The organism is Luteibacter sp. (genome assembly GCF_009912395.1).
Lineage (GTDB): Bacteria > Pseudomonadota > Gammaproteobacteria > Xanthomonadales > Rhodanobacteraceae > Luteibacter.
In genome coordinates this window covers 70348-86017 of sequence record NZ_WNDO01000025.1, presented here as the reverse complement: position 1 = coordinate 86017, position 15670 = coordinate 70348, and the positions used below count along the sequence as shown (strand labels likewise).

At 66.4% G+C, this 15670-nt stretch carries 20 protein-coding genes; all 20 read left to right on the top strand.

The features are described from left to right. Positions 1 to 276 precede the first annotated feature (276 nt). Positions 277 to 1377 (top strand): tetratricopeptide repeat protein, encoded by a 1101-nt coding sequence (locus tag GAK28_RS19435; protein WP_291783260.1) that lies wholly within the window; start codon positions 277 to 279, stop codon positions 1375 to 1377. Positions 1378 to 1448: 71 nt separating this feature from the next. Further along, entirely contained in the window at positions 1449 to 1715 is a 267-nt protein-coding gene (locus GAK28_RS19430; protein WP_291783257.1) for a flagellar biosynthetic protein FliQ, read from the top strand. A gap of 15 nt (positions 1716 to 1730) precedes the next feature. Then, a complete protein-coding gene (locus GAK28_RS19425) occupies positions 1731 to 2471 on the top strand; it encodes a flagellar biosynthetic protein FliR (protein WP_291783253.1) in 741 nt (246 codons plus the stop codon). Continuing rightward, positions 2468 to 3535 carry an EscU/YscU/HrcU family type III secretion system export apparatus switch protein gene (locus GAK28_RS19420; protein ID WP_291783250.1) on the top strand — a complete coding sequence of 356 codons (1068 nt, stop codon included), beginning with the start codon at positions 2468 to 2470 and terminating at the stop codon, positions 3533 to 3535. Before GAK28_RS19425 ends, GAK28_RS19420 begins: the two co-directional genes overlap by 4 nt. Continuing rightward, complete coding sequence (locus GAK28_RS19415; protein WP_291783244.1) at positions 3532 to 5637, top strand: flagellar biosynthesis protein FlhA; 2106 nt, start codon at positions 3532 to 3534, stop codon at positions 5635 to 5637. The genes GAK28_RS19420 and GAK28_RS19415 overlap by 4 nt, the downstream gene beginning before the upstream one ends. Then, a complete protein-coding gene (locus GAK28_RS19410) occupies positions 5630 to 6331 on the top strand; it encodes a flagellar hook basal-body protein (protein WP_291783241.1) in 702 nt (233 codons plus the stop codon). The genes GAK28_RS19415 and GAK28_RS19410 overlap by 8 nt, the downstream gene beginning before the upstream one ends. A 4-nt stretch (positions 6332 to 6335) precedes the next feature. Continuing rightward, on the top strand, positions 6336 to 7109 hold the full coding sequence (locus tag GAK28_RS19405; RefSeq protein WP_291783240.1) for a flagellar hook-basal body complex protein: 774 nt from the start codon (positions 6336 to 6338) through the stop codon (positions 7107 to 7109). 3 nt (positions 7110 to 7112) lie between these two features. After that, positions 7113 to 7517: a hypothetical protein gene (locus GAK28_RS19400; protein ID WP_291783237.1), complete on the top strand. Its 405-nt coding sequence runs from the start codon at positions 7113 to 7115 to the stop codon at positions 7515 to 7517. Next, complete coding sequence (locus tag GAK28_RS19395; RefSeq protein WP_291783234.1) at positions 7514 to 8098, top strand: flagellar basal body L-ring protein FlgH; 585 nt, start codon at positions 7514 to 7516, stop codon at positions 8096 to 8098. Before GAK28_RS19400 ends, GAK28_RS19395 begins: the two co-directional genes overlap by 4 nt. Beyond that, positions 8092 to 9228 carry a flagellar basal body P-ring protein FlgI gene (locus tag GAK28_RS19390; RefSeq protein ID WP_291783231.1) on the top strand — a complete coding sequence of 379 codons (1137 nt, stop codon included), beginning with the start codon at positions 8092 to 8094 and terminating at the stop codon, positions 9226 to 9228. Before GAK28_RS19395 ends, GAK28_RS19390 begins: the two co-directional genes overlap by 7 nt. Positions 9229 to 9239: 11 nt before the next feature. Further along, positions 9240 to 9596, top strand: coding sequence for a hypothetical protein (locus GAK28_RS19385; RefSeq protein WP_291783228.1), 357 nt, complete (start codon positions 9240 to 9242; stop codon positions 9594 to 9596). Between the two features lie 2 nt (positions 9597 to 9598). After that, on the top strand, positions 9599 to 10054 hold the full coding sequence (locus tag GAK28_RS19380) for a flagellar basal body rod C-terminal domain-containing protein (RefSeq protein WP_291783225.1): 456 nt from the start codon (positions 9599 to 9601) through the stop codon (positions 10052 to 10054). Next, on the top strand, positions 10051 to 10347 hold the full coding sequence (gene fliE / locus GAK28_RS19375; RefSeq protein ID WP_291783223.1) for a flagellar hook-basal body complex protein FliE: 297 nt from the start codon (positions 10051 to 10053) through the stop codon (positions 10345 to 10347). Before GAK28_RS19380 ends, fliE begins: the two co-directional genes overlap by 4 nt. A gap of 1 nt (position 10348) precedes the next feature. Continuing rightward, positions 10349 to 11758, top strand: coding sequence for a flagellar basal-body MS-ring/collar protein FliF (gene fliF, locus GAK28_RS19370; protein ID WP_291783220.1), 1410 nt, complete (start codon positions 10349 to 10351; stop codon positions 11756 to 11758). Further along, positions 11745 to 12161 carry a hypothetical protein gene (locus GAK28_RS19365; protein ID WP_291783217.1) on the top strand — a complete coding sequence of 139 codons (417 nt, stop codon included), beginning with the start codon at positions 11745 to 11747 and terminating at the stop codon, positions 12159 to 12161. Before fliF ends, GAK28_RS19365 begins: the two co-directional genes overlap by 14 nt. Next, the gene (locus GAK28_RS19360) at positions 12158 to 12832 is read left to right on the top strand and encodes a hypothetical protein (RefSeq protein ID WP_291783214.1); all 675 of its coding nucleotides are present in this window, start codon (positions 12158 to 12160) and stop codon (positions 12830 to 12832) included. The genes GAK28_RS19365 and GAK28_RS19360 overlap by 4 nt, the downstream gene beginning before the upstream one ends. Then, positions 12829 to 14148: a FliI/YscN family ATPase gene (locus GAK28_RS19355; protein WP_291783211.1), complete on the top strand. Its 1320-nt coding sequence runs from the start codon at positions 12829 to 12831 to the stop codon at positions 14146 to 14148. The genes GAK28_RS19360 and GAK28_RS19355 overlap by 4 nt, the downstream gene beginning before the upstream one ends. Beyond that, positions 14145 to 14594 (top strand): hypothetical protein, encoded by a 450-nt coding sequence (locus GAK28_RS19350; protein WP_291783209.1) that lies wholly within the window; start codon positions 14145 to 14147, stop codon positions 14592 to 14594. The genes GAK28_RS19355 and GAK28_RS19350 overlap by 4 nt, the downstream gene beginning before the upstream one ends. Then, positions 14591 to 15262, top strand: coding sequence for a hypothetical protein (locus GAK28_RS19345; protein WP_291783207.1), 672 nt, complete (start codon positions 14591 to 14593; stop codon positions 15260 to 15262). Before GAK28_RS19350 ends, GAK28_RS19345 begins: the two co-directional genes overlap by 4 nt. Further along, positions 15259 to 15666, top strand: coding sequence for a flagellar hook capping FlgD N-terminal domain-containing protein (locus tag GAK28_RS19340; protein ID WP_291783205.1), 408 nt, complete (start codon positions 15259 to 15261; stop codon positions 15664 to 15666). The genes GAK28_RS19345 and GAK28_RS19340 overlap by 4 nt, the downstream gene beginning before the upstream one ends. The last annotated feature ends 4 nt before the right edge of the window (positions 15667 to 15670 follow it).

Here is a 15670-nt window from a genome sequence, read left to right as displayed (position 1 = left end):
AGATCGACTCGCCCGCCTTGCCCTCCGACGCGTTGCCCAGCATCCCCCGGGCACCCAGCGCCTGTAGCGAGGTGTTGTCCAGTCCCAGACCGCTTCCCGTGACGATGCCGACCATGATCCCTTCCTTATTGCCTGATGAGTCGCCGCCCGGAAAAAGGTCGGCCATGGATAGGTGATCCACGGTTTGTGAAATTTGTTTAGGGGTGATGTCCGGGCTGGCGAACAGACCACCTCGCCCTGTACCGTTCGCTCCGGGAACCATCCAGGGAACACATCGTGCAGACCACCATCTCCCGTTCCGAACGCCTGCGGGCGCTTCTCGCCCAGGATCCGGGCAACACCGGCCTCACCCTCGCCGTGGCGACGGCGCTGTACGAGGAAGGCGACTACCGGGAGAGCGACACGACACTGGCGAACCTGTCCGGTGGAGATGTCGAAGTGGAACACCTGCGTGGCCTGGTCTCGCTGTCGCTATCCCGTTTCCCGGAAGCGGTGGCGATCTTCTCCTCGCTGGAGCAGGTCGACGCGTCGGCGACCATTCGTTACAACCTTGCCTACGCCCTGGCGATGCTCGATCGTCACGACGAGGCCCTGGCACGACTCGACGATGACGTATACGCGGTGGCGCCCGGTGCGACCGTCCTGCGCCTTCGCGTGCTCCATCGCCTGGGCCGATTCGACGAGGCCATCGCCCTCGCGCGACAGGCGCCCGCGATCGCCGAAGGCCAGTCGCTGCACGGTGTCCTGTCGATGATCCTGTTCGACCAAGGCGACCTGCCGGGTGCCGGCGCGGAGGCTGCACGTTCGCTGGAGTCTGCCGAAGGCGCCACCACGGCAGGCATGCTGGCCCTGGAGGACGGCGAGTCCCGCCATGCCGCCCGCCTTTTCGAACAGGCACTCGCGCAAAGCCCTCACAGTGGACGCGCGATGCTGGGCCGCGGACTGGCCCAGACATCGCAAGGCGATTTCGCGAGCGCGGGCGACACCTTGGAAACCGCCGCGACCATGCTTCGCGACCACTCCGGCGCATGGGTCACCGCCGGCTGGGCTCGATTGATGCAAGGCGAACTCGCCTTCGCGGAAACCGACTTCCGCAAGGCCATGGACATGGACCGGGGCTTTTCCGAGGCGGCCGGTGGCCTGGCCATGACGCTTTTCCAGGATGGGCGTCGCAACGATGCGCTGCATTACGCCCGCGTCGCGCTGCGCCTGGATCCCGCCAGCCTCTCCGGCCAGTACGTCAGCAGCTTGCTGGCAGCGGCGGACGGCGCAACGGACAGCGCCAGCGAACAGATGGAAAGGCTTTTGAATCAGCCCGTTGGAAACAACGGCCCCACGCTCGGCAACGTCCTCGCACGATATCGTCGCCCCGCGTAAGAAATTTCTCCAAGAACCTGCACCGACGATTCATCCCGTGCTACGCTGATTCGGCAAGGGGAATCCGAAGTATGTCTGCAGATCAAGCGCTCCAGCTGGTCTCTCAATTGTTGTGGACCAGTTTCCTGATTTCAGGACCGATCCTGGGTGCAACCCTGGTCGTCGGACTCCTTATCAGTGCCTTCCAGGTCGTCACGCAGATTCAGGAAACCAGCCTCAGCTACGTCCCGAAGCTCGCCGTCGCCGCGATCGTCATCGTGGTATCGGCCTCTTGGATGCTGGGGAGGGTAACCGGCTTCGCCGCGAGCCTCTTCCGGTCGATAGCCAATATGAACTGACGGAACCCCGTAGCTATGGATAGCTCACTCGCAACAGGAACCCTGCTGCTGTCGTTGCGGCTCGGACCACTGCTCACCTTCGCTCCACCTTTTTCCCAGTTGCGCCTGCCGCTGCGCGTGCGCGTCGTGCTGGTGCTCGCCATGGCGGGTTCACTGGCGATGATCGCGCCGGCCACGCCGGCCGGCGTGCATTGGATTACCGCCGCGGCCACCGAGCTGTTCCTCGGCATGTTGCTCGCCTTCGGTTTCCAGGCGGGATTCGCCGGGCTGGATTTCGCCGGGCGGGCCTTGGACATCCAGGCCGGCTATGGCCTCGCCCTGGTCATCGATCCCGCGACGAGTAACCAGGCACCCTTGTTCGGCACCGTGCTGGCCCTGGTCGCCGGCCTGGTGTTCTTCCTCGTGGGCGGTCATCTCGAGTTGATGCGCATGCTCGCCTTGCTCGTGAAGCTGGTGCCGCCCGGTGGCGCCCTCACGCCCATCGCACCCACGCGACTCACCGCCTTCCTCGGCGCCAGCCTGCTGACGGGACTGGGAGCCATCGCCGCCCCCATGCTCGCGTTGTTCCTGGTCGATGTCGCCGTTGCGTACCTTTCCCGCGCGCTGCCGCAGATGAACGCCTTGCTGATCGGCCTGCAGGTGAAGACGGTGGTCACGCTGATCGTCACGGCAACCGCCATCGGCCTGGCCGGCCCGGCGATCATGCGCCTGATCCGACAGTCGCTGGAATTCGTGCCGTCCCTGGTGGCGCCATGAGCGACAGCGAACTGAACAAGTCGGAAGATGCCAGCCCCTACAAACTGGAGCAGGCGCGAAAGAAAGGCATGGTCGCACGCAGTCCCGAGCTGGGTCTCGTGCTCGCCGTGGCCTGCTGTGCCGGCTACCTGTGGTCACGCGGCGACGAACTCGGTGTACGCATGGGGCGCATCGCGGCACGCAGTTTCGCCGGGGCCGGATCGGTGAGTTCAGGCGAACACGCCTTGCTCAGCTGGATGGGCGCCATTTTCGCCGATGGCTTCCAGGCCATTCTTCCACTGATCGCCGCCATCGTCCTCGGCACGCTCGTCTCGAGCCTCGCGCAGGTGGGATTCCTGTTCGCGCCGTCCGCGCTGAAGGCGGACCTCAACCGGCTCAATCCACTGACCGGCATCAAGCGGGTGTTTTCGCTCCAGGTACTCATCGAAGCCGCCAAGACCGTGGTGAAGGTGGCGGTCTATGGGTGGCTGGCGACCCACGTGATCATGGATCTGGTCACCGCCGCGAGCCGCTCCGCGACGCCCGCCACGAGCCTTCCATCGTTACTGGCAAGCGGCGCCATCCGCCTTCTGTTCCTGATGGTAGGGGCGGCACTGGTATTCGCCGCCATCGACCAGTTGCTGGTGCGGCGGATGTTTGCCCGCAAGATGCGCATGAGCAAACACGAGGTGAAGCAGGAGCATCGCCAGCGCGAAGGCGATCCCCGCATCAAGCAGCGCCGCAAGCAGCTGCAACGCGAACTGCTCAAGCGCTCGCGCAGCATGCGCGGCATCCGCGGCGCCGACCTCGTCGTGGCCAACCCCACACACCTGGTCGTGGGACTGCGCTATGAAGCCGGACGCATGACCGCGCCGGTCGTGGTCGCCAAGGGTGCGGGTGAATTCGCGCTGCGCCTGCGCAAGCTCGCCTTCATCTACGGCATCCCCGTCATCGAATCCAAGGCCTTCGCGCGGGAACTCTTCCGCGGCACGGATCTCGGCTCGGAGATACCGGCTCCCCTCTATCGCACGGCGGCATCGCTCTACATGCATATCCGTTCCCGTGGCATGAGGACGGTCGCATGAGGGCCATCCTCGACACGATGCGCAAGCAGTCGGACCTGGCCCTGGTCTTCGCGGTGCTCGGCATCCTTCTGATCCTGTTCACGCGCATCCCGCCGGTCGTGCTCGACCTGCTGATCATCGTGAACTTCGCATTCGGGCTGACCATCCTGCTGCTGACGTTCTACGTGGAGCGGCCCGTCGACTTCTCGACCTTTCCATCGCTGCTGCTGATCGCCACGTTGTTCCGGCTATCCCTCAACATCGCGGCCACGCGCCTGATCATGACCGGCGCGGATGCGGGCCAGGTCATCGGCGCCATCGGCGAATTCACCGTGCGCGGCAACTTCGTCATCGGCCTGATCGTGTTCTTCATCCTGGTGGTCGTGCAGTACGTGGTGGTCACCGCCGGCGCGCAGCGTGTCTCGGAAGTGGCGGCACGCTTCGTGCTCGACGCGATGCCCGGCCAGCAGATGAGCATCGACGCCGACCTCAACATGGGTCTTATCGACCAGGACGAGGCGAAGCGTCGGCGCAAGGGCCTGGAGAAGGAAGCCGGGTTCTATGGATCAATGGATGGCGCCAGCAAGTTCGTCAAGGGCGATGCCATCGCCGGCATCATCATCCTGCTCATCGATATCCTGGGTGGATGGGCGATCGGTGTCGCACAGATGGGCATGTCGTGGCGCGATGCCATGCATACCTTCACCATGCTCACGATCGGCGACGGCATCGTCACCCAGATTCCCGCCCTGATCATCTCGGTGGCAACCGGCATCATCGTCACCCGCTCGGCGTCGGACAGCCAGCTCGGCGGTGAAGTGGGACGCCAGCTGGTGCGTTTTCCGAAGATCCTCTGGATGGTGACGGCCGCACTGATCGGTCTTCTGCTGCTGCCTGGCATGCCACGCTGGCCCATCCTCCCGCTGGCCGTCGCCGCGGGCGCCGGCCTGTGGTTCGCGCGCTCGCGCCAGCGTGGGGACGTCGCCGGTAGTGACGCCGACGAAACACCCGGTGAGGAAAAGGCCGCGGACGAACTGGCCCCTCCACCGCCCATCGAGGTGCTGTTCGGCGCCTCGCTGTCGCAGGCCTGGTCGCCGATGCAGGACATACTGGCCGAGCGCGTCTCTACGTTCCGCAAGCAGCAGAAGACGGAGATGGGCTTCATCGTGCCCCCGGTGGTGTTCCGTGACGGCGCGGGGATGCCCCCGAACGAATACCGGGTGCTGCTGTATGGCGACCGTTACGCGCAAGCTGTCCTGGAACCGTCGAAGACACTGGCCATCCGTGCCTCGGACAACGTGCGCCGGTTGCCCGAGCCGGAGATACGCGATCCGGCGTTCGGCCTTCCTGCCGTCTGGGTCGAGAACGAACAGGCCGCGGCTGCGCGCGCCGCCGGCTACACCCCCGTGGACGCGCTGACCGTGCTGGTCACCCACGTGACCGAAGTGATCAAGGGCCATAGCGCGCAGTTGCTCTCCCGACCGGCCGTGGTGGGATTGCTCGATGGCGTGCGTACGCGCCAACCCGGGCTGGTCGAGGAACTGGTTCCCGCCGTCCTCACCATGAGCGACGTGCAGGCGGTGCTGCAAGGCCTGCTCGACGAGCACGTATCCATCCGCAACATTGACCTGATCATCGAGACGCTCGCGGATGCGGGGCGCCATGAGAAGGATCCAGGCCGGCTAGGCGAAGCGGTACGCCAGAAACTCGGCCACACGATCTGCCGCCAGCTGGTCGGTGACAGGGACACGCTGCCGGTGCTCACGCTGGACCCGAACCTCGAAGCGGCGATCCTGCGCAATATCCAGGGCGCCGACGGTACCGGTGGCTTCGTCATCGACCCCCGCATCGCCGAAGCCTTCCTCGGCCGCCTGCTCGCGCAGATGGACGCGATGATGCGCAAGAACCTTTCGCCGGTGCTGCTGTGCCGTGCGGAAATCCGCCGTTCGCTGCGTACCTTCACCCGGCGCACCGCACCGCGGCTGGCCGTGCTGGCGATGACCGAGGTACCGCACACGATCACCTTGAGTTCCTTCGCGACGGTCGCAGTGGAAGCACCGTCGCCCCAGGCAAGCCCCTCCACGGTTCCGCCAACGACGCAAAGGAGTACCGCCCATGGATGACCTGATGGTCACCGCCCGGGTCTTGATGGCGCAGGAAACGCGTCGCGTCGAGGCTTCGGCACACAACATCGCCAACGCCTCCACGCCGGGGTTCAAGGGCGATGTCGCCTTCCAGGACCTTCTTCCCGATGCGTCGCTCGCCGGGCCGGATGCCGCTTCCGCGATTCGCCTGGCCACGGACTTCCGTCCGGGCAAGTTGGTGCACACCGGCAACCCCTACGACATGGCCATCGAAGGTGGCGCGTTCTTCGCGGTGAGCGCCCCGGGCGGCACGGCCTACACGCGCGCCGGCAACTTCCATCGCGACAAGGATGGTCGCCTGGTCACCGCGCAGGGTTGGTCGGTGCAGAACGACGGCGGCGGCGACATCGTCCTCGGCGGCGGTCCGTGGCGCATCGCCGAGGATGGCAGCGTCATCGACGACGGCACCCCGGTCGGCACGCTCGGCATGTACGAGACACCCGATCCATCGCACCTGCAACGCACACCGGACGGCCTGTTCACCGGTGAGGGCATGCAGGCCGTCGAGACGGCCCATGTACGTCAGGGTTTCGTCGAATCGTCCAACGTCGTGGTGGGCGACGACATGGTCCGCGTCATGGCGGCGATGCGCCGCGTGGAAAGCGGCCAGAAGCTGGTGCAGGCCTACGACGACATGATCGGCAACGCCATTCAACGCCTGGGAGAGATGTAACGCCATGAACGGGATCTTCTACATCGGCGCCACCGGACTCGACGCGCAACAGACGGCGGTGGACATCGTCGCCAACAACGTCACCAACATGAACACCAACGCCTACAAGCGTGCCACGGTGTCGTTCTCCGAACTGCTGGTACCGCCCACGCAAGGCGTGGCCTCGGGTGGCGTCGACGGCGGCGCGACCCTTGCCGGCGTGAACGCATCGATGGGCCTGCGCAACTTCGCGGCCTCCGAACTGCATCCCACCGGCAACCCCATGGACATCGCCGTGCGTGGCGACGGATTCATTCCGCTGGCCCGTTCCGCCGAAGGACACGCCACCCTCTGGCGTGGCGGCACGTTGCATGTCGGCGCCGACGGCTACCTCTCCGCACCCGATGGTACCCCGCTGGACGCCATGATCTCGGTGCCACGCGACGCCACCACGATCACGATCCAGAAAGATGGCGAAGTCCTTGCCGAGGTTCCCGGACAAACCGGCGCGTTGTCCATCGGGCAGATCGAACTGGTGACCGTCGGCGATCCCGCGCAACTGGTCGCCGCAGGCAATGGCACCTACACGCTGGACGAAAGCACCACGACGCTCTCGACCGGACGACCGGGCGAGGACAACGCCGGCGCGCTGGCACAGGGTTTCGGCGAAGCGTCCAACGTGCAGCTTTCGGACGAACTGGTGAACCTGATGGTCTACCAGCGCGCCTATGCCGCGAACGCCCGCCTGGTCCAGATCGGCGACGAATTGATGTCCATCGCCAATGGCCTGAAGCGCTGACCGATGCGGAGCCTGTCGTTCATCGTGCTGTCGCTGCCATGCGCCGTGGCCATGGCCGCCGACCGTGAGTGCCTGGTCCTCACCACGCCCACGGCGCGTGGCGAGGCCATCGTGGCGGAGCGGGTCGAGCGGGCGACCTGCCCTGCCGAGGTCGCCGCGGTGCTCTACGATCCGGCCTCCGGCGTGGTTCGCGCGTCGACCGATCTCCAGGCCGGCGATGCCATACGCCTGGTTCCGGCCGACAGGCTCGCCAACGCGACCCGTGGACAACGGGTGATGGCGATCCATCGGGAAGGCGGCGTTACCGTGTCCCGCCCGGTCACCTTGCTCACCGACGCGCCGCAGGGCCGCCCCGTGCTCGCCACGACCGACGACGACCGCCGTGTCCGCGGAGTGCTGCAACCATGAGAAAGGCAAGGTTCCTGCTCGCCCTCACGCTCGTGCTATTGCCGCTGGCACGTGTCGCCCATGCGGACGACCTCTACCGTCGCGACAGCTACCAGGGGTTGATCTCCGACCGTCGCGCGACCCATGTCGGTGACATCCTCACGATCCTCGTCTACGAGAACTCCACCGCGAGCAGCAGCGCGGATACGTCGACGAACACCTCGACCGGCCTGCAAGGCTCCGTCACCACGATGGCCGACACGCGCCATGCGCCCCAGCTGCAACTGGGCGACAGCTATGGCGGGCGTGGACAGGTGCAACGACAAGGCCGACTGCTCGCCCAACTGAGCACCACGGTGGTCAAGGTCTGGCCGAACGGCGACCTCGGCATCTCGGGCGAGCAGACGATCAACGTCAACGGCGAGCGCACCCGCATCCGCCTGGGCGGCCGTGTCCGCCAGGCCGATATCTCCACCGCGAACACCGTGCTGTCCAATCGCCTGGCCGACGCCACCATCGATTATGTCGGCGATGGCTTCGTCACGGACCGCACGAAGCCGGGGCTCATCCCCCGCATCCTGGGATGGCTGGGACTATGGTGACGCGTCTCCTCATCCCCCTGCTCGCCGCGCTTGTGCTGGTCTGCGCGCAGCCCATCCATGCGGCGACCGCGGAAACGCTGTCCACCGTGCGCCTCAAGGACCTGGGACGCTTCCTGGGTTCGCGCGACAACCTGCTCGTCGGTTATGGCGTCGTCACGGGCCTGTCCGGCTCGGGAGATACCCCGCGCAACGTCGCCACGCGCCAGGCCATGTCGAACATGCTTTCGCGTTTCGACATCGTGCTTCCCCCGGAGGATATCCAGAGCCGCAACGTCGCGATGGTGATGATCACGGCCACGTTGCCGCCAACCTCCAGCATTGGCGACAAGCTGGACATCAACGTCACCTCGACGGGCGACGCGCGCAGCCTGGCGGGTGGCACGCTGGTAATGGCCGAGCTTCGTGGACCCGACCGACAGGTCTACGCGCTCGCGCAGGGTGCCATCACCGTCGGCGGCTATCGCTTCGACGCCAATGGCAACCTGCGCCAGAAGAACCACCCCACGACGGGCGTGGTGCCTGACGGCGCGATCGTGGAAACCGACGTGCAAGCCGATCTCGTGGGCCGCGACGGGTTCCTGCGCTTCGTGCTGCGCGACGCCGACGCCACCACCGCCGAACGCATCGCCGGGGAGATCAACCGCGGCATGGGCACGCACGTCGCCGATGCGCTCAACGCGCGCACGGTGCGTATCCGTCCCCTCGGCGGTGGCAACGACACCAATATGCTGGTCGCGCGCATCGAAGGGCTCTCCGTGGTGCCGGACCAGGTATCGCGTGTGGTGATCAACGAACGCAACGGGACGGTCACCGCCGGTGGCGACCTGCGTATCTCGCCCGTGGCGATCTCCCACGGCGACATCCGCGTTGCCGTGGATACCGAGTACAGCGCGTCGCAACCGGAATTCATCGGCCGCGCGGGTGCCGGCGTGCGCAGCATCGTCATCGGCAACAGCGACCTGCGCGTGGACGAACCCGGCCAGCAGGTGGCGGGCACGTTCCGCCAGACCACGGTGGGTGACCTCGTTCTCGCCTTGTCCAAATCCAACGTCAGCACCCGCGACGTCATCGCCATCCTGCAGTCGATCAAGGCCGCAGGGGCGCTGCACGCCGACATCGTGGTCCAGTAGAGGAAGATCGCATGAGCATCGATGTCATTCCCGCACTCGCGGCCAAGGCCCTCGACGGCCTGTGGGTTCGCCAAGCGGCCACGGCACAGAACATCGCCAACGCGGGAGCGGATCGCTACACGCCGGTCCGCGTGTCCTTCGAAGAAACGCTTCGCCAGGCCTGGGGAAACGCCAGGGTCTCGAACGATGTCGGATCCATCACGGCCCTGGTGCCGCGCATGGTCGAAGACACCTCCATCGGCCTGGACACCGTGCGCCTGGATAGGGAGATCGCCTCGGCGTCGGAAACGAGCGCGTGCTTCGCCATGCTCACCGGCATGGTGTCGCGCATGCACCAGCTCGACGACATGGCCGTCAAGGGAGGTTGAGCATGAGCGACTCCATCTTCGCCATTTCCCGCTCCGGCATGGACGTCGAACGCGAGCGCATGCAGGTCATCGCGCAGAACCTCGCCAACGCGGGCGCGGCCGGCACCACGTTCACCCCGATGCGCCTGGTATCCGGACCGTCGGTGACCTCCACGTTCGCGGACCTGATGGGGGGTGCCACGCCTCGCGTGGGCAACCTGCACGGCGCCAGCCCGGCCGCTACCGGCGGCACGCAGGTGTACGGACTGGAGCCTTACACGGGCGAACCCCGCAAGGTCCACGAGCCGGGCAACCCCCACGCGGACGCCCAGGGCTTCGTCACCTATCCCGGTGTCGACCATGCGGGGGAGATGTCGCTGATGGTGCAGACCGTGCGGATCTATGAAGCCAATGTCGTGATGTACAACGCCGGGCGCTCGATGTTCATGCGCGCGCTCGATATCGGAGCACGCTCATGAGCCTTCCCCCGATCCAGCCCATCGAAGCCATACCATCGCCCGAATGGGCGGCATCGGCCTCCCCCGTCGCGCAAGGTGACTTCGCCAACATGCTCGGGCAGGGCGTCGCCGAGGTGGAGAAGCGCATCCAGGTCGCCGAAGAAGGTGTCGCCCGCTTCGCGACGGGCGATGACATTCCTCCCCACCAGGTGATGCTCGCGCTCGAAGACGCCCGCATGTCGCTGCAGTTCGCGCTGCAGGTGCGGACGCGCCTGGTGGAAGGATTCCAGGAACTGATGCGGATGCAGCTCTGACATGAATGTCGCACTTCCCCGTTTCGACGATGGCCTGTCGCGCCGCAGGCAATGGCTTTATGCAGGCCTGGGCACGCTGCTGCTTGCCGGTATCGCGGTGGCGGCCTTCGTCACCCTGCGCCCCGGCTACCAGGTGCTGTTCCGCGACCTGAAGCCACGTGACGCCAGCGCCATCGTTGCCGAACTGGACAAGCAGAAAATTCCCTATCGGCTGGACGAGTCGAGCGCGGCGATCCTCGTTCCCGCGGACGATGCGCGAGCGGCAAGGGTCAAGCTGCTCAGCGGCGATCTCAAGTTGTCCGGCGTGGTCGGCCTGGAGCTGTTCAACAATTCCGATCTGGGCCTCACCGACTTCGCCCAGAAGGTGAACTACCAGCGCGCGCTGCAAGGCGAACTGGCCCGCACGATCATGACCCTCGACGAGATCGAGCTGGCCCGCGTGCATCTCACGCTGCCGGAAGTGACGATCTTCCGTCGCGAGCAGGCCTCGCCGAAGGCCTCCGTCGCCGTCTTCGTACGCGACGGCGAAATGCTCACCCCTGCCACCGTCCTCGGCATACAGCGACTCGTCGCCGCCGCGGTGCCGGAAATGAAGCCCACGGACGTAACCATCCTCGACAGCCGTGGCACCACCTCGGGTACGGATGCGCCGCTGCAGGTGGTGGACGACCCACGTTTCGCCCTGCGCCAGGCGATCGAAGACCGGCTCCAGCGCAAGGTCATGGACGTGCTCGCCGCCGTGCCGGGACAGGAACATGCGACCGTCAGCGTGACCGCCGACATCGACTACGATCAGTCGCGGATCACCCGCGAAACCCATAGCGCGGACGGCCATGCTACGGATGCGCCCACCACGGCGGAGGTCGTGAACGCGACAAGCCGCACGGCCCTGCCCCCGTTGCCTGCGGGTGGCGTGTCCGGTGGTGCCACCCCATCCTCGCCGACAGCGACCCAGCGTACCTTCGAGCAGGTGGTCGGCACGCCCGGCACCATCCGCCGACTGTCGCTCGGCGTCGCGCTCGCGGGAGAGGTGAATGACGCCCAGCGCGAGAAGCTGCGTGCGCTGATCACCGCCGCCGTCGGTCTCGACGCCAAGCGCGGCGACGTGCTCACCCTGGTGCCATTCGCTTCCGCTCCGGCCCGGCTTTCCACACCCACTCCCGTCGCCACGTCACCGGCGCCGGCAGCGGTGCCCGTATCCGCCAGGACGATGACCATCGAAGGAAGCGACACGTGGCTGCCCTGGCTGGCCATGGTGGTGATCGCCCTGGGCGCTACGTCTCTCGCTCTGTTCCGCAGGGGACGATCGCGCACGGCCCCAGTGAAACTTTCGGTGGAGAACCGGGCGGCGCTTGCGTCTCGCCTGCGTAACCTGCTCGACGAAGAGGACGCCGGCCATGCGCGACATTGAATCGCGACGGCTACGCCTTGCCGTGACGCAGCTCGCCACCTGCAGCGACGAGGATGTCGAGTGGATCATGTCCACGTTGTCGCCCTCGCAAAGGGAACGGTTGGCGACGCTGGTAGAAGATGCCGAGCCCTTATCCGCGCCCGCGGTCGATGACGGTGTTCAACGTATCGAAGCGCTGCTGCATTCGGTGGACGGTCCGCTGTCCGCTCGTCTGCGGCTGTCGATGGGGCTCGACGGCGGCGACGGCAGGCTCACGGCGCATACCCGCGAAATCCTCAGCGAGGTGACGCGCGATATCGTCGCGCAGCTACCGCCCCGCATGGCGATGGCCACGACGCCGTCCACGACACGCTGGACGTGGCGCGGACTTGGTCGGCGCCTGCGCCGGGGAGCACGGGGATGACCCTGCTGAAAGCGGCACAGGTATCCGCCTCCGCGCAACGACTCAACCTCGCCCGGGAAAGCGCGCCGACGCCAGCGGTGGCCGTGACGGTACCGACAGAAGCCGAGCGACGCCTGGCTCGCGTCGAGGAAGCCCTGCGCGAAGCGCTCGCCCGCGAAGAGATGCTTCGTCGTCAGAACGACGAAGACCGGCAGGAGGCCCATGAACAGGGCCGCATCGAGGGCGAGCGCATCGCCAGCGAGCGTTTCCAGCGCGACTGGAACCAGCGTAGCGAGGCGTTCCTCGATGCCTTGCAGGGGGGTATCGCACAGGTCGATCGCCGTTTCACCGAGCTGGAGGCCTTTGCACTCGATCTCGCGGAAACCGCGCTCGCGCGCGTCATCGGCGACGCCGGGCTTCGTCCGTCGTTGCTCGCCGCGACGATCGCCCACCATGTCGGCGATCTGGCGGCGGACACCGTCATTGCCATCCACGTGTCCGTCGAGGATGTCGAGGATGCGGAGGCGCTCGCCGCCACGCTGCCACCTTCGCTTGCGTCGCGCCTGCGCGTGTCGAGCGATGTCGGCGCGGGCGAATGCCTCCTGGAGCTGAAGAGCGGTCGCATGGATATCGGCCTGGACATGCAGGCCCGCCAGCTCGCCCTCACGATGGAGCGCCTGCGCTCGTCATGAGCGACGGCCTCTTCCAGCCCGATCATTGGAAAGCCGCGTTGAGCGCGGTGGAGACCGCGCGCGCCTATGGCCAGGTGCGCCGCGTGAGCCCCACCCATATCGAGGCCGACGGTCCACTGGGCACCTTGGGCGCGACCTGTCTCATCGGCGGGAGCCTCATGGCGGAAATCAGTACCGTGGACACCACTGGCGTGACGCTCATGCCCTACGGCGCGGTCGATGGCGTGCGCGTCTGCGACCGCGTGGAACTCGCAGGTTCCGGCGCACAGGTCGATACCGGCGATAGGTTGCTCGGACGAGTGGTGGATGCCCTCGGACGTCCACTCGACGGGCAGCCACTCATGCTGGATGGGGCACCGACCTGGCCGCTTGCCGGCCGACCCACGTCGCCGCTGGACCGGGTCACGCCCACCCAGGCGCTGGAAACCGGCGTACGCGCCATCGACAGTCTCCTCACCCTGGGGCGTGGCCAGCGCGTCGGTATCTTCGCCGGCAGCGGTGTCGGCAAGTCCACCTTGCTTTCGAGCCTGTGCCGACACATCCGCGCCGACGTCATCGTGCTCTGCCTGGTCGGCGAGCGTGGACGCGAAGCCCAGGACTTCTGGTCGGGCGCACTCGACGATACCTCGCGCAAGCGTGCGGTCATGGTGGTGTCCACCTCGGACGAACCCGCGGTCATGCGTGCGCGTGGCGTCCATGCGGCCCTTGCCCATGCGGAGTACTTCCGTTCCCTGGGACGACACGTGGTGCTGTTGGTGGACTCCATGACGCGCTACGCCCAGGCCTTGCGCGAAATCGGCCTTGCCTCTGGTGAGCCGCCGTCGATCAGGGCCTACACGCCGAGCGTCTTCGCGGCATTGCCCCGCGTCGTGGAGCGCTGTGGCGCGCTGGCATCCAGCGGCGCAACCACCTCGATCATGACGGTATTGACCGAGACGGACGATGTGGACGATCCGATGGCGGAGTCGCTGCGGGCGCTGCTCGATGGCCATATCGTGCTCAGCCGCACCCTCGCCGAGCAGGGGCATTTCCCCGCCATCGACGTGCCCCGCAGCGTCAGCCGCGTTTTTCGCCAGGTCAACGAGCCAAGCGTACGCGCACTGGCCACCGAGGCCGTGGCGCAGCTATCGAACTACGAGATGTCACGCACGTTGGTCGAATCCGGACTCTACGCCGCCGGAACGCAGCCCGCGCTCGACAAGGCCCTGGCCTGCCGCCCGGCGCTGATCGATTTCCTCCGCCAGGACAGCATGACCGCGACCGGCATGACGGAAGACCGCGCCACGCTGGAAGCAGCCATCGGAGATGGCGCATGACGTCGCGGCATCCTGCGGTCACTTTGCGCGAGATCGCTCGCATACGTGAGTTGCAACGCGAACGGCGCGGCGCCGAGGCGGCGCCCCTCTTGCGCGAAAGCGAACTCGCCAGCGAGGTGGAGCACACACAGCGAGCCACGCTTGATGCGCTGGAGCGAGGATGGTCGCAGGCATTGACGTCCGATCGCCTCGATCCGGCCCAGGTGGCGGGATGGGCCGGAATCGCCACACATGCGAGGGACGAGGCCGATCGGCTTGCCATGCTCGCCGCGGAAGCCAGGATGGCATCCGACACGGCACTGCATGCCTTCGCCAGCGCGCAGACCATCGCCAACGACGCCATGCGCCGTGCCGACCAGGCGGACATCGCACGCCGCCGGGACCGCGATGAACGTCTCGATATCGCCTTGATGGAACTACGACTGGCCAGGAGCCATGCCCGATGAAGATCGGACACGCCATGCTTCCTTCCGACACGCCACCGGCGCAGGACATGCGTCAACGGCTTGGCACGGAAACCTGTTTCGACAGCACGCTTCGCGACCTGGAACACGCCATGTGGCCCGGTTCGCGTGCCGGTCGACAGCCCACGCCGCACCTTCCCACGGAGCACATGACGGCGTTCCAAGAGCCTGCACCGGAACGATCGATATCCCGTTCCACCTCGATACCGACGGCCATGGACGAACCTGCCCCGCTTGCCATGCAGGGAATGGATCCACAACACCCTTCAGCCGTCGTGACGCCATCATCGTCCGCGAGGATGGCCTACGCGATGCCCGATGAAACCAGCGAGGCCACGCTATCCGCCACCGCGTCGGTGCCCGCCATGCCGCATCTGGATACGGCAGAGGACGCGGAAGGCACGACGCCGGTACGGAGTGCGACGCGGTGGCAAGAACCATCTGCACAGCCGCAGTCGCAAGCCACCGTCGTCACCTGGACCGAAGGCTCCACTGGCGCCAGCCTGGTCATACGCCAGGGCGCCACCGATACCGATCACACCGCCGCCGATGCGCTCGCGCAGGTACGCCGTCATGGGCTTTCGCCCCGGCGCGTCACCGTCAACGGCGTCACCACCGAACATCCGCATCACGAGGACGAATCACCATGAGCGTCAGCCCACCCGTATCCGTCGGCGATCTGAACGCGGGCCTTTCCGCGGGCGGCCTCGATACCGAATCGCTCATGAAGATCATCCTGACCCAGCTCACGTATCAGGATCCCCTGAAGCCGGTCGACAATTTCGAGTTCGTCTCGCAGCTCGCCCAGTTCATGTCGCTGGAGCAGTCGCGCGAAACCGGATCGAAGCTCGATAACCTGCTGGGCGTACAAGCTGCCACTCAGAGCATGGGCCTGCTCGGGCGCACGGTCGACGTGCAGACCGGCACGGCGCTGGTCAGCGGCACCGTCAAGAGCATCTCGTTCAAGGGCGACCAGCCCGAACTCACGATCACCTCCAGCAGTGGTGAAGTACTCACCAACGCGACGGTGTCCCAGGTCGTACAGGTCCGTTAGGAGT